Genomic DNA, 16,349 nt, shown 5'->3' with positions numbered 1-16,349 from the left:
CTTTTTTATTATTAAAAGTAAAAACAAATTAAAATAGGAGGTAGAGATATGATTAAAGGAACCGAGTTGTTTGTTAAAGCATTAAAAGAAGAAGGTGTTGATACACTATTCGCTTATCCAGGTGGATTCATTATGGATTTACTTGACCAATTATATGGGGAAGATGATATTGAGCTAATCCTTCCAAGACATGAGCAAGCACTAATACATGAGGCAGATGGTTATGCACGTTCTACAGGTAAAGTAGGTGTATGTCTTGTTACCAGCGGTCCTGGTGCGACTAACTTAGTTACGGGTATCGCTACTGCTAATTATGATAGTGTACCACTTGTATGTTTTACAGGGCAGGTACCAACAGGAGTAATCGGTAATGACGCATTCCAAGAAGTTGATATTGTAGGTATTACAAGAAGTATCACTAAACATAGTGTTATGGTAACGGATCGTAAGGACCTCGGCAGAATTATTAAAGAAGCTTTCTTTATTGCTAAGACTGGGAAACCGGGCCCTGTACTTGTAGATTTACCTGCGGATATTATGAAGAAGTTGGGAGACGAAAAATATCCAAGTAGTGTTAACATTCGTAGTTATAATCCTAATACTGCAGTACATGCAGGACAAATCAAACGTGCCGTTGCTATGCTCGAAAAAGCAAGGAGACCATTATTCTTAGTAGGTGGTGGTGTTAATATTGCTCATGCAAGTGACGTATTTACTAAGTTGGCAGAGACTACAAAGATTCCAGTAGTAACAAGCATTATGGGGCGTGGATCTATTCCAACTGATCATGAACTATTCATTGGGAATATAGGTATGCATGGATGCTATGCCGGTAACAAGGCAATTGAAGAATGTGATGTATTATTCTCAATAGGTACTCGTTTTAATGATAGAATCACAGGTAAAATCAGTGAGTTTGCACCAAAGGCTAAGATTATACATATTGACATCGATACGGCATCTATCTCAAGAAACATACATGTAGATATCCCCATTGTTGGAGATGCAAGGAATGCAATTGAAAGTTTACTAGAATGTGACTTTAGTGGATTACATGATTATTCTTCTTGGGTAGAAGAAATCAAGGCATGGAATGTAAAGTATCCAATCGGAGCAGAGCAGCAAGAATTTGAAGGATTAACTCCTCAGCAGATCTTAACAAGTGTGAATGGAGTAATTAAAGAAAAGGAAGCGGTTATTGTAACAGATGTTGGGCAGCATCAAATGTGGACCACACAAAATATCCACATAGATGCTACGAAGAAGTTAGTTACTTCAGGTGGACTTGGAACCATGGGATTTGGTTTACCAGCGGCAATTGGGGCGCAGCTTGGTAATCCTGATAAAGCTATAATCTGTATAACTGGAGATGGCGGTATGCAGATGAATATTCAAGAGATGGCAACAGCGGTTGCACAGGAACTACCGATTATCATCCTTATTGTGAATAACAGTTATCTTGGTATGGTTCGTCAGATGCAACAATTGTTCTACGACAAACGTTATCCAGTTACTTGCCTGCGTTATCGTAAGAGCTGTAATTATTCTTGTAGAGATGGAGAAAAAGCCTGCCCACCATATTCTCCAGACTTTGTTAAACTAGCAGAGAGTTATGATGCAGTTGGTAAGAGGGCATTGAATAGAGAAGAGCTAGAAGCTGCTCTTAACGAGGCTATGAAAGAAACGAAAAGACCAACAATTATTGAATGCATGATAGACAGTGACTTTATCGTATTACCAATGGTTCGTTCGGGTAGTGCATTTAAAGACATAATACTTGAGGTATAGAAAAGGAGGGATAGGTATGAAGAAGAGATGGATTGCATTATATGTAGAGAATAATGTAGGTGTATTAGCTAAAATCGCAGGCTTATTCTCTGGAAAAGGTTATAATATGGAGAGCCTTACGGTAGGGACCACAGAGGATTCAACGATATCTAGAATTACAATTGGAGCTAATTGTAATGATGAGGTTTTTGAACAAATCAAGAAGCAATTGAATCGAATGGTAGACGTAATTAAGGTAATGGATTTAACAGACATGTCAATCGTTAAGAAGGAACTTCTCTATATCAAAGTTAAAGAATGTAACAAGACAGATCGTAGTGAAATTCTTCAGATTGCCAATGTATTTGAAGCCAAAATCGTAGATTATAATACGCAAGGATTAATTATTGAATCCACCAATACAGAAGAAAGAAATAACGACATTGTCGAGTTAATGAAGAAATTCCCGAAAGTGCAAGTAGTAAGGGGTGGAAATGTAGCCATCGAAGTGTTATGATATAACTTATGAGAATCAGCACAGCTGATTCTAGGACTTGAGCATAGCGAGAGTCCGTAGCTCCGTTAGGAGTCATAAGTTAACGAGGGAAAATACGAAGTAATTTCTCGAGTCTAACGTATAGAGAACGAAGTGCGTATTTGATTTCACTAGGTAAGTTAGCGATATGACGAAGTTCTAGAGCTATAGATTTAAATGTAACAAAAAAGGAAGTGTGAGATGTTAGCCAGGAATAAGAAGAAAATAATTAAAACAATTATTTTCTTGCTAATACTTTATGTAATCTACATGATTTTAGGTGCTACGTTACCTTTTGTTTCCCATAAGGAAGTAAGTGATTCTGTTAAGGAAAAACTAGATGTGAATCGGTTCTTTGGGGATGGTGTTTCTGTTGACCGAGCAGCAGTTGTTGAGGATAGTAATGAAGCATTAGATATTCGACTACGTATGTTGAATGATGCGAAAGAGAAGATAATTATGTCTTCCTTTTCATTTAAGACAGATAGAAGTAGTAGGGAGGTATTTGCTACGGTATTGGCAGCTGCGGATCGGGGAGTTAAAGTAGAGATTATAGCCGACGGATTATCAGCAGGAATTGATATGAAGAGGGATCCAATGTATTATGTGTTGGCTGCACATGATAACATTACCATTAAGTATTACAATTTGTTTAGTCTCTTGGAACCATGGTCATTCAACGGCCGACTTCATGATAAATACGTAATTATTGATGATCGTATGTTAATTCTTGGAGGGCGTAATACATCCAATTATTTCTTAGGAACTTATAACACGAAAGTATTAAGTTATGACCGTGACATCTTCGTGTATAATACGGCAGCTGGAACAGATCGTTCTGGGGAAAGCGTGATTCATGAAGTAGAAGAATACTTCTATACTTTATGGAATTATAAGGATAGCGAAATTGTTTTTGACAAAGTCCCACTCTCTCGTAGAAGTAAGATAGCTTCTGCAAAGAATATGTTAGAAGAGACATATCAGAACTTATTAGCAGAACGTTCGGATATTATGTCAGAGGAATTTGATTATATGGCTTATACCGTTCCAACGAATAAGATTACATTGATTACGAATCCCATTCATATAATGTCCAAAGAGCCATACATCTGGTATCAGATTAATGAATTGATGCAGAATGCAAAAGAGCGTGTAATTATTCAGACACCATATGTGGTGCTTAATAAAACAATGGAAAACGATCTGAGTAAGTTAAAGGGTAAACTAAAGCAATTTGATATATTGATTAACTCCGTTGAAGTAGGGGATAATTATATGGCCTCATCGGATTATCTTTTTAACAAGCAAGATGTATTAGACACAGGAGCTACGATTTATGAGTTTGCAGGAGAACATTCCATGCATGATAAATCCGTGTTAATTGATGATGATATCTCGATTATAGGTTCTTACAATTTTGACATGAGAAGTGTGTACCTAGATACAGAGACAATGCTTGTAGTACATGGGGAAGAGTTCAATGAAGAGTTAGAGAATGTAATGAATTCTATGAAAGAGCAATCCTATGAGGTAGATAGTAAAGGGGAATATGTAGCTGGAGAGGATGTTGCTCTTCCTGAATTACCTTGGTGGAAGAAGATTGCATTCCGAGTGACTTCTGTGTTGTTCCAAATTATAAGATATCTATTATAAGTCAAACAACCTTCGTTCAACGCATTGAACGAAGGTTGTTTTTTTATGTAATAGGATTCGGGTGTTAAAACTTTTTTCAATTCGTCAGTTTACATATTTGAGAATTTAATACAAAAAAAATAGAAGATAACCAATCCTCAAGTTAGATAAATTATGTTAAGATATAATGTGATGGATTTTATGATTATCAAGGAGGATAAAAGATAGCGATGAATAAGTGTATGATCAGAAGAATGAATGAGCTAGATTGGGACCGTGTTAGTGAAATTTACATACAAGGGCTAGAGACGAATTTGTCAACATTTCAAACAGAATGCCCATCTTATGAAGAATGGAATGCGTCCCATCTTGAGGATTGTAGACTAGTGGCGGTAATAGAAGATCAAGTTGTTGGTTTCGCAGCATTAGCACCAACTTCAAAGAGAGAAGTATATAGAGGTGTAGTGGAAGTAAGTCTATATGTAGATGCAGGCTTTAAAAACTGCAAGATTGGAACCACCTTATTAAAGACCTTAATTGTAGATTCGGAAAAGAAAGGATATTGGACATTATGTTCTAGTATCATTGCAGAGAATGTAGCAAGTATTCGTGTACATGAGAGATGTGGATTTCGCCAGGTGGGTTATAGAGAGAAGATTGCAAAAGATCGTTTTGGGAGATGGCGCAATACTATTGTGATGGAAAAACGAAGTAATTTAGTATAAAAACCAGCAGAAAACAAAGTTAAATCTAGTTAATACTTTGAATCAAAGTTTAGTAAATACTTTAAAACAAAGTCGGCAGAGATTGTCGGCTTAATTTATCATGGGAAGGAGAGAGGCTATGAAACAGAAAAACACCCTGTTTTACTATATAGGTAAGTACAAGTGGAAGTATATCGCGGGTACCATAATTCTATTGGTTGTTGATATACTAAACTTATATATACCACAGTTTACAGGAGAAATCACAGATGGATTGCAAAGCCATTCTATGGGGATGGAAGGCGTTGTACAAGGTATCATTAAGATATTACTCGTAGGACTTATATTAACAGTTGGAAGGTTTTGTTGGAGATATTTTATCTTTGGCTCTGCAAGAAGAGTTGAATATGAAATAAGAAATGATATGTTCGCTCATCTCGAAACGCTTTCTATGCGTTATTTTAATGAGAATAAGACGGGCGAACTTATGTCATATTTCACAAATGATTTGAATGCTGTTCGTATGTCCATTGGCCCAGCAGTTATCACTACATTTGATGCAATCATATTAACAGTTCTTGTTCTTGGTAAGATGATTACCCATGTTGACTTGCGACTAACAATCATGGCAGTTATACCACTGGGAATTATAGCAGGTGGTGGAATCTGGTATGGAAAGCAAGCAGAGAAACGCTTTAGAGAGAAACAACAAGCTTTTTCTGATCTGACGGACCAAGTGCAAGAAAGCATCTCAGGAGTCCGCGTCATCAAGGCATTCGTCCAAGAAAGAAAAGAGATGCAAGCGTTCGCTAAATCTAATAAGAATAACAAAGACAAGAACATGAAAGTAGTAAAGTTGCAAGCTACCGTTATGCCATTACTTGATGTAGTGGTTGGATTTAGTAGTTTAATTACCTTATTCTATGGCGGATATCTAACTATGACTGGTGAGATTTCACTCGGACGGTTTATTGCATTTAACCAGTACATCAATATGTTAGTTTGGCCAATGATTGCAGTTGGAGATAGTATTACGTTCTTCTCACAAGGACGAGCATCTTATAAGAGAATACAAAGTGTGTTTAAGGAAGAGGCAGACATCTTTGATAAGGTTTCATTAGAAGAATTCATGAAAGAACAAGAAGGAAAAAGTGACCTTCAAGGAGAAATACAATTCAAAGGTCTATCCTTTGCATATAACAAGCAAGACAAACCAGTACTTGAAGATATTAATCTTACAGTGGAAAAAGGAAGTACACTGGCTATTCTAGGACGAACTGGTAGTGGTAAGACAACTCTTGCGAACCTACTTCTACGTATGTACAACACAGAACATAATAGGATTACCATCGATGGTATAGATATAAGAGAGATTCCGCTAAAGGTATTAAGGGAAAGCATTGCTTATGTTCCACAGGATAACTTCTTATTCTCTGATACCCTTGGCAATAACATTGCATTCGGTAGTGAATCGGATAAGAAAGAGCAAATCGAGGAAGCAGCAAAGCAAGCCTGTATCCATGATAATATAATGGATTTCCCATTCCAGTATGAAACCATTGTGGGTGAGAGAGGTGTTACCCTATCTGGTGGACAAAAACAGAGAAGTTCTATTGCAAGAGCCTTGATGAAAGAAGCACCAATTCTAATATTAGATGATGCACTTTCAGCAGTAGATACGGATACAGAGGAGAGGATTCTTAAGAATCTTAAGGATAATCGTCAAGGTAAGACAACAATTATTATCGCGCACAGAATATCTACAATACAGAATGCAGACCAAATTCTTGTGCTTGAGGAAGGTAAGATGGCAGAGTACGGTACCCATGACACATTACTAGAGCGAGAGGGCATCTATGCAGACTTATATCGAAAACAACAACTAGAAAGACAGTTAGTAGCACAGGAATAGGAGGTGACCTTATGAAACAGAAGATTGATGAAGATTATGAAAAATCGATGAAAGGAAATGTACTTCGAAGGTTACTTCGCTATGCAATACCTTACTGGCATACAATTATAATTGTATTTGCTTTGGTTCTAGCAATTACAGGATTTGATTTATTACGTCCAGTCCTTGTCGGAGATGCAATTGATGATTATATAGATGGTTATAACCGTCCTTACGTTCAAGTTGACGCAGATAGCAAGGGTGCAGTCTCATATAGAGGAATCCATCTAAGCAAAGACGGAGTGAAGAATGCTTCCCCTGATGCTAACAAACAGAACTATTACCAAATGTTTTTATATGAAGAGAAGTACTATATGTTTGATAATGTTGATTCAAAGGTACAGAAGAATCTAATGGAAGGTTCAAAAGAATTAGTAGAATCCGTTCAGGTGAGTCATGAAACACAAGAAGATGAATTCATTAAAGTAACCATTGAAGGAAAAGAATATACAGGTACGTTACTAAGTAAAGACGAACTAAAACAGGTCCGTAAAGGGGATTTTGATGGAATTAAGAAAATTGTAGTAGTGTATCTGCTTATCTTGCTCGTAAGCTTTGTCTGTAATATTCTGCAGACATGGTTATTACAATTAACTGGTCAGAATATTATCTATAACATTAGACAGGAAGTGTTTGAACATATCCATAGGCTTTCTCTGCGATTCTTTGATGTAACCCCGGTGGGACGTATCGTGACAAGGGTTACCAATGACGTGGAAGCTTTGAATGAGATGTATACGAATATTTTAGTTAAACTGTTTAAGAATATAGTGAAGATTATCGGTCTTGCAGTCGTTATGTTAAGTATTAATGTTCGTATGTCTATGTATGCTTTTGTACTATTACCATTCATTGTATTCTTAACTTTCTTATTCAAGAAGATATCAAGAGCAACCTATCGTATTGCCAGAACGAAGTTAACTGCTATTAATACGTATCTATCAGAACATATTTCTGGTATGAAATTAATTCAGATATTCGCAAAAGAACAAGAAAAGTTTAAGGAATTTGAAGGGAAAAGCAAAGAGTTATACCGTGCCAATTACCGTGAGATGATGGTGTTTGCTATCTTTAGACCAGCAATCTATATGCTATCTGTTTTAGCATTAGTGATTATTATCTGGGTTGGAGGTAGTTCATACTTTAGCGGGATTTTATCAATTGGTACGTTATATATATTTATCCAATACATTGGTTCCTTCTTCGAACCGATTCAGGAGATTGCGGAACAATTTAGTACCTTACAATCCGCAATGGCGTCCGCAGAGAAGATTTTCACAATCTTAGATGAAGAGATTGTGGTGGTGAATCCTGAAACACCATTAGACTTACCAGAAATGAAAGGTCGTATTGAATTTAAGAATGTTTGGTTTGCTTACATTGGAGAAGAGTGGATTCTTAAAGATGTTAGTTTTGTTATAGAACCAGGACAAAAGGTAGCCTTTGTCGGGGCGACGGGAGCAGGTAAATCCTCTATCTTAAATCTAATAGGTAGATACTATGATATTCAAAAGGGTGAAATCTTAATAGATGGTGTCAATATTAAAGCATTGAATACGGATCAGCTAAGGGCAGCAATCGGGCAAGTACAGCAAGATGTCTTCATATTCACAGGAGATATTAAGAGTAATATACGTCTTCGTAGTGAAGAGATTAGCGATGAGACGGTTAAGGAAGCTGCAGAGTATGTGAATGCTGATTCCTTTATTCGGAGATTACATCATGGATATGATGAAACGGTAACAGAGAGAGGGGCAACTTTATCAGCTGGTCAAAGACAATTGCTATCCTTCGCAAGGACATTAGCCTTCAATCCAAGAATTCTTGTTATGGATGAAGCGACGGCTAATATTGATACGGAGACGGAACAGCTCATTCAAGAAGCTTTGGAGAAGCTAATGACCAATCGAACAACAATTATGGTTGCTCATCGTTTATCTACTATTCAGCATGCAGATCAAATTATGGTTATGCATAAGGGACGCATTCGAGAGAGTGGTACGCATCAAGAGCTATTAGGAAAAGACGGAATCTATAAGAAACTATACGAATTACAGTTACAATAAGGAGAGAGACAATATTCATTCGATTGAGGAATGGGTATTGTCTCTTTTTCTATTGTTACCTTATATGCGATGAATAAAGAGAGGAATTCAAAAAAAGTTTAACACTCTAGCAAGAATGTGGACATATTGTTCTTAGTAAAATAGTAAATTAGTATAGAAGGTCTAATAGTGGCTAGACGCAAGTGGAGATTCTGAAGAGTTTGGTAAGATTTTAACAGTGAATTAACACAACGTTTATCCATGTGGAATAGTAGGCAGTTATTATGTATGAAGTACTAAAGGGAATATAAGCTATGTTTTCAAAAGGAGGACAAGGAATGTTAAAACATGCAGCAAAGAAGCCAATGGCATTATTATTAGCATTGGTTATGGTTGTGACTACAGTATTATCTGTGGTTCCAGCTTCAAGCAGTTATGCAGAAGAGGCGGCGAGGTTGAATATTGCTTCATTAAAATTCGGAGCAACTACAGATGAGACGACAGGGACGATCGAGTTCCCTAAGTCATTACCATATACAGATGGGCAAAGCGGTGTAAGCATAGATACCAGCGTGCCAGGTAAGTATTCAGTAAACATAAACAAGAATGCAAACACAATGAATGCAACTGGCTGGGGATCTGGGGATTATTGGAGTTTTCGGTTTCCGGCTAGTGGATATGAGAATTATACAATTTCCTTTTACCCTAGATCATCTAACACTGGAGTAAGAGATTTTGAAGTGCAGTACAGTTTTGATGGTACTATATGGACTACAATTGATGGTTCTGCATTCCGAGCAACTAATTCCTATACGGTTGAAAAAACATACAGCTTACCAGTAGAAATCAGTGATATTGCTAGTTTGCACATAAGAATGATAACCACAACCAATATCTCTGTTCGTGCAGGAACAGGCAGCTATGCCGCAGATGAAGCCGCCGCCGCAGGTGGAGTTACGAATATAGGTTCAATCACTCTTTCAGGAACTCCAATTGACGGATACGTGCCAGTTGCAGTACAACCTGTAACTGCTACTTATGAAAGTGAAACGGTTGTAGATCCATCAGCACAAATCACATTATATTCGGAGTCTGTAACAGAGGAAACCATGGCTGCATCTGGAGCAGCTATTATGATGCAAGTAAATGACCAAGTTGATTATTCCCAGTATACAGGACCATTTACATTAGCTGATTACGGTGCTGATGATGACCATACAGAATTTACAATCTCAACTTATGCAGAGGTAGATGGTAAGAAGAGTACATATTCTGCTTATAAGTATTATACAAAAGAAGCTACAACAATCCCAGTTGCAGACGCTAGGAATAAAGCAGATGGTACAGAGAAAGTCAGGGTAGAGGGTGTAGTTAATTTTATAGATGGAAAGAATGTCTACATTGAAGACGGTACAGCTGGTATCAATCTATATCTTAGTACTGCTCCAAGTGATATTAAGATTGGTGACAAGGTAAGTGCAATAGGCATTAAGGGGACCTTTAATGGACTAGAACAATTAACCTCCGTTACATATACTGTCCAATCTAGCGGGAATGCGTTATATTCTACGGACGCAACAATTGCGGAACTGTTAGCGAATCCGAATACGTATGAAGGACGTCGTGTTCATATTAAAGATGCAGTTATAGGGGCAATTAATACAAATGGAAACACAACCTTAAAACAAGGGGATAGTTTGACGAATATCTACAAAATTCCTGCTATTACTGGAATCGAAGGGAACGCAACCGTTAAGTTAGATGCGGTAGTTGGTTATTATAATAGTTTACAACTTCGTATTGTACAGGCTAGTGATATCGTCAAGACGGCAGATGCCCCAGAAGGTGGCGGAGACCAAGAAAATGACAAAGATGATTTAACAGGTGTAGTTGATCCGATATCTAAGGAAATGATCGAGAAGTATAGTGCTAAGAGTATAGCAGACATCTATAGTGATACAGCTGGTGGTAGCGTTACTGTAATTGGCCAAGTAGCTTACCAATTTGGCAATGTATATAATAATGCCAATAGTATTAATAGTGTTATATTACAAGATGTTATTAACGATCAAATTATGGGTCTTCAAATCTATGACTTTACAAATACCTATAAAACAGGTGATATTGTTTTAGTAACAGGTACCATTGGTACGAATGGTGGTGTTCGTCAAATCTCTGGTGTAAGTAAAGTGGAGAAAGTAGGGGAGGTAACCTTATTCAAACCACAAGAACTTACAATAGGGCAGTTACAAAAGGGTGGAGACCGTTATCTATCAGAATATATCCTAATTAAGAATGTTACAATAGGAGCTTATAACGCAACAGGTGCAACAACAATTACGGATGCAACAGGATCTACTACATTATTTAAAGGTGCTCTCTTACCAGATGGAATTGCAGAGGGGAGTGTGGTAAATCTATATTGCGCCTGGTCAAAGTATAATGCTACCTATCAAGTAAGAAATGGTGCATCTACTGATTATATAGCCATGAATGCGGATGGATCAACGGTAGATACGTCTATTACCTTACCAATTGCTAGTTGGGCGGGTACAGGTGAGATTACATCTCCCACCGTTTATGCTGACAAATATACATCAAATGACTACCTGAATAAGGAGGCTTATCTTACACACTCATCAGGGAAAATCCCAGTAATCTCAACAACCAGTACCTCCACAGGTAGTACAAACTATTATCTTGGGACAAAGGGCAGTACGAAAGGTGATTACTATGAACTTGTACTAGATAGTGAACTACTTGGTAATATCAAATTGAGTTACTCCATGAAAGGATCGAAATCAGGACCAAAGAACTTTGAAATATTATATAGTACAGATGGTGTGGCTTTCTCTAGCGCAGGAAAAAAATCCATTACTACAGATAGTACGTATGAAAAATTCGCTGTAACGATGCCAAGTGGAGCGAATAATGCATCCAAACTCTATATTAGAATTCAAGTTGCGGATACTGTTTCAATTGGTAATACCACAATTGGAAGTAGTGGAACCAACTATTTGAATGAGATATCCATTACAGGAAGTCCGATCGTAGCAAATAATATTGTGCACTATCCGGATATAACACCAGATGCGGGAGAAGCTCGTCTTGGAGAAGAGATTAGCATAACAACTTCAACAGTAGGTGCGACCATTTATTATTCTTTCGATGGCGTTTCCTATGAAGTTTATGATCCAGCGAACAAACCAACATTTAAAGAATTGCCAGCAACAGTAACTGCTTATGCAAAGAAAGATGGTTTGCTTGATAGCGTATCCATCACTTATGGATATACGCACGAGCAAGTAGCACCAGTAAAGGCAAGTCCAAACGGTGGAGCAAGAACAATTGGAACGAAAGTCTCCTTAACATGTGCAACAGAGAATGTGACCATTAAGTATTCTATGGATAACGGAGCAACATGGTTGAATTATAATCCAGATGTGAAGATATCACTTGATGTATTGCCAGCCACAATACTTACAAAAGCAGTTTTAGAAGGATGTAAAGATAGTGAGACCACAACATGTAATTATACCTTACGTGAGAATGAGAATTACAATATATACTTTGGGCAACTGCATGCACATACAGCATACTCAGATGGAGCAGGTACTTGTGATCAGGCATTTGAATATGCGAAGAATACTGCAAAACAAATTGATTTCTTAGCGATAACAGATCACTCTAATTCATTTGATAATGCGGATAAAGCGACTATCCTAGATGGCTCTATGAGTACCGAATGGGTAGAGGGACACGATTTAGCTGATAAATATACGGACTCTAGCTTCGTTGGCCTCTATGGTTATGAGATGACTTGGTCTAACGGACTTGGACATATGAATACCTTTAACACAGCTGGTTTCCAAAGCCGTACACAAAAAGATTACACAACCTATTCAACGGCACTTAGCAATTATTATACAACATTAAAGACAGATACTGGTTCGATCAGTCAATTTAACCATCCGGGAACAACATTTGGTGATTTCAGTGATTTTGCTCATTATGATGAAGATATCGATAGCTTAATATCTCTTATCGAAGTTGGTAATGGGGAAGGCGCAATTGGAAGTGATGGATACTTTCCATCTTATGAGTATTATACACGTGCTCTTGATAAAGGTTGGCATGTAGCACCAACAAACAACCAAGATAACCACAAAGGTTACTGGGGGGATGCGAATACTGGTAGAACGGTAGTATTAGCGGATAGTTTAACAAGAGAAAATGTATACGATGCACTTAGAAACATGAGAACGTATGCAACTGAAGATAACGATCTTGAGATTCAATATACGTTGAATGGAGAAGCCATGGGTACTATCCTTGATCAAACTCCAGACAGTGCGAATATCAAGGTATCATTAAAGGATCCAACAGATGCCTCTATTGGTAAAGTTGAAGTAATCGTTAATGGTGGTTTAAGTATAGCGACACAAAATGTAACCACTAATGTCGCTGATGTAGAATTCGATTTACCAGCGGATTATTCCTACTATTATATTCGTGTAACGCAACCAGATAAGAATACAGCAGTTACTGCACCTGTTTGGATAGGCAAAGTAGAGGCAGTTGGTATTTCAGCTGTTTCAACTACGGCTGCATTACCAATCAAAGATGAGGCTTTAGATGTAAATCTAGGTCTATACAACAATGAAGCTACAGATTTAGAGGTGAATGCAATTGAATTTTCGGCTGACGACAAAGTAATCCATACAGTGGACTTAAACAAAGCTGGATTAACGAGTGTTCCAGCTTATGGTACGAAGGAGTATAGCTTTCATTATACCCACAATGGTACAGGTGGAGTAACGATTAATGTTACAGTGAATGCAACACTTAATGGCGTGGATAAAGTGTATAAGGGCGTTTTACAGTTAACTTATGTAGCTCCAAGTATGGTTACAAATGTAGTAATTGATGGTACACATAGCAATGATTATGTAACGGGATATTATGGTGCTAACATGGGGAACTTCACTAAGATTGCCTCCGATGAGAATGTAAAGGTAACAATTGTTAAGGAGAAGATGACAAAAGAGATCTTAGAGAGCTGTGATCTGTTAATTATCTCTGCACCAGCGAAAAAGACAGGGACAGCCAATGCAGGAGCATATACAGTTAGTCATTATGAAGACGAATTCCTAGAATTAGTGAAAGAATATACAGACCGTGGAGGGGAATTGATTGTATGTGGTATTGCAGATTATCAGGATACTTCAGATGGTCAGACATCAACACAACAGAATAAGTTGCTATCGTATATTGGAGCAACAACACGGATAAACAGCGATGAGGCCATGGATGATGTAAGTAATGGTGGGCAAGCATATCGTCTATATCCTACCGATTACAACACAGAATCTGCTTATACAAAGGGAGTAGTAGAGGGACAAAAATACAGTGCATACAGTGGTTGTACCGTATTATTAGATGAGAACGCCATTGCAGATGGAAAAGCAGAATATATCGTAAAAGGCCATGAAACAACATACTCTATTGATAGTAAGAGCTTAGACAATAATTATGTAGAAATACAAAAAGGAAATGCCATTCTACTAGCAAGAGAAAGTTTAACTGGTGGTGGTAATGTATTCGTATCGAGTACAGTTTTTATGTCGGATTTTGAAGTGAAGGCTGAACAAGATAATATGTGGGATTTACCTTATATCAATAAGAATGTAATAGTTAATATCATGAACACAGTTAAGAAACAGATGGATATCACAAGCATCTTCGAAGCAAGAAAAGGTGAGATGGGTGAGATCTATTGTGTAGAAGGAACTGTTACGGCTGGTACGGTATCAGGTAATGCATTCTTTGATACCATCTATATTCAAGATGAAACAGGTGGTATTAACATCTTCCCGATTAACGAGGGACTAATTGAAGTAGGACAGAAAGTACAAGTGGTTGGAGCACTTGATCAATATCTAGGAGATAAAGAATTAAGAGTAATCACAGCTAAGGTAGTTGATGAGAAGAAGGACGAGATTGCGCCTACTAAGGTGACAACAAAAGAAGCAATGAATTATGAAAGCAACGGTGGTAAGCTTGTTAAGGTAGAAGGGGTTATCACAGACGTAATCCTTAAGAATGACGTTGTTGAAACACTTATGGTTAAAGATAGTTCTGGTGTAGAGGCTAGAGTATTTATCGATGGTTATATACTATACTCCGATAGCACAAGTAAAGCTTTAGAGAGCTTTGCTAAAGTAGGGAATACTATTTCCGCAGTTGGTTTAGTTTCTTATGATCCGGATGGAGAAAGATTACGTGTTCGTGACCGTTCAGAAATCATTCTTGTTAAGAGCGGATCAAGCAATGAAGGTGGCAGCTCTTCAGGGGCTACAGATAATAATACCAATACGGGTAATGGTTCAACGTCTGTGACAATTGATAAAGAAAACAATACGAAGACAATTACAGCGGTTACAACAGAATTAGATGTGAATAACAATCCTGTTGAGGCAAAGACAATCATTACTTATGATGCTACAACAGGAGAAGTAAAAGCAATTAAAGTGCAAGTTACAATAGACAGCCCATTGATTATAACTACAGAGGGTACTAGTACAATCAAAGCAGAGTTGATGGAGAAGGCTATATTAGAGGCAGCAAAGAATGCTTCTAAAGAAGTTCCCGTACAAGTAACTGTAAATATTGCTTCGACTGAGATGAACAAGCAATTAGATCGTGCTGGGATAAACAAATTAGAGGTAATTGTGGCAATTCCAACAAGTGTATCAGATAATAATGCGATTGCAATCAACGAGTTGAATCTTCCAAAATCAGTTATTAGTAAGGCAAAAACAAGTAAGAAGAATCTTGCCATAACTATCACGAATGAAGCGGGTAAAGTAATGTATTCATGGAACTTTGATGGAGAGACACTGAATAAATCAAACAAGAAAGTGACAGACATGAATACCGCAATTCTATTCGGTAAGATAGTTGATAATAGTAAGGTGAATGAATCACTTCAACAATATATATCTTCTTCTACTAGAAAACAAGGTATCATACTTGATTTCAAACATAGTGGAATCCTACCGAGTGCAGCATCTATACGTGTATATGTAGGTGATAGCAAGGGTATGGAGGCTGGTAAGAAGGTCTACCTATATTACTACAATGAGAAAGCGTCTACAGGTTCTAAGCTTAAGAATAAAGCAAGATTAGAAGAAGGAAGTAAAGTTGTTTATACAGTAGATAAAGATGGTTATGTCACGATAGATATTAGGCATTGCTCAAGTTATGTATTACTCCCTTCCAAAGCAAATTCAAAAGTAGTAGCTACGCTATTTGAACAAATTCAAACAGTATCTAAGAAAACAATAGCGGTGAAGCAAACAGCAAGTCTTGGTATTAATTTACCTATTGAAGCAGAGGAGGCAAAGGTTGCGTATACTTCATCAAAGAAGTCTGTTGCAACAGCTTCTCAGACAGGGAAAGTAACAGGGGTGAAAGCAGGTAAAGCAACAATTACGGCAAAAGTAACTATAAATGGCGTTACTAAGAGTTATAAAACAACTATTACGGTTAAGTAGATAACAATATAACACGAAACACGCTATGTGTACCGAACCGCCAGCAACACGACGTCCTTGTTGTGTTGCTGGCTGTCTCGGCATCCATAAGTTCCTGTAGGGTTTTTGGCTTTCGAACCCTATTAGTCAAATTTATAAATTGTGGTAAGGAGCGTAGGT

Annotated in this window: 7 protein-coding genes; all 7 read left to right on the top strand. The window is 37.5% G+C overall.

Annotated elements, in window-relative coordinates; translation table 11 throughout:
* Positions 1–48 precede the first annotated feature (48 nt).
* A complete protein-coding gene (ilvB, locus tag BUB90_RS04695; protein WP_073283606.1) occupies positions 49–1,788 on the top strand; it encodes a biosynthetic-type acetolactate synthase large subunit in 1,740 nt (579 codons plus the stop codon).
* Positions 1,789–1,804: 16 nt separating this feature from the next.
* Positions 1,805–2,284: an acetolactate synthase small subunit gene (gene ilvN / locus BUB90_RS04690; RefSeq protein WP_073283603.1), complete on the top strand. Its 480-nt coding sequence runs from the start codon at positions 1,805–1,807 to the stop codon at positions 2,282–2,284.
* Positions 2,285–2,503: 219 nt separating this feature from the next.
* Positions 2,504–3,955, top strand: coding sequence for a phospholipase D family protein (locus BUB90_RS04685; protein ID WP_073283600.1), 1,452 nt, complete (start codon positions 2,504–2,506; stop codon positions 3,953–3,955).
* Positions 3,956–4,164: 209 nt separating this feature from the next.
* Positions 4,165–4,659, top strand: coding sequence for a GNAT family N-acetyltransferase (locus tag BUB90_RS04680; protein ID WP_073283595.1), 495 nt, complete (start codon positions 4,165–4,167; stop codon positions 4,657–4,659).
* A gap of 118 nt (positions 4,660–4,777) precedes the next feature.
* Positions 4,778–6,550, top strand: a complete 1,773-nt coding sequence (locus tag BUB90_RS04675; protein ID WP_073283590.1) for an ABC transporter ATP-binding protein — start codon at positions 4,778–4,780, stop codon at positions 6,548–6,550.
* Between the two features lie 11 nt (positions 6,551–6,561).
* Entirely contained in the window at positions 6,562–8,655 is a 2,094-nt protein-coding gene (locus BUB90_RS04670; protein ID WP_073283587.1) for an ABC transporter ATP-binding protein, read from the top strand.
* 317 nt (positions 8,656–8,972) lie between these two features.
* Complete coding sequence (locus BUB90_RS04665) at positions 8,973–16,190, top strand: CehA/McbA family metallohydrolase (protein WP_073283584.1); 7,218 nt, start codon at positions 8,973–8,975, stop codon at positions 16,188–16,190.
* Positions 16,191–16,349 lie beyond the last annotated feature (159 nt).

The sequence above is a fragment of the Anaerosporobacter mobilis DSM 15930 genome, from assembly GCF_900142955.1.
Classification (GTDB): Bacteria; Bacillota; Clostridia; order Lachnospirales; family Lachnospiraceae; genus Anaerosporobacter; species Anaerosporobacter mobilis.
This window is presented reverse-complemented; position numbering and strand designations above follow the sequence as displayed.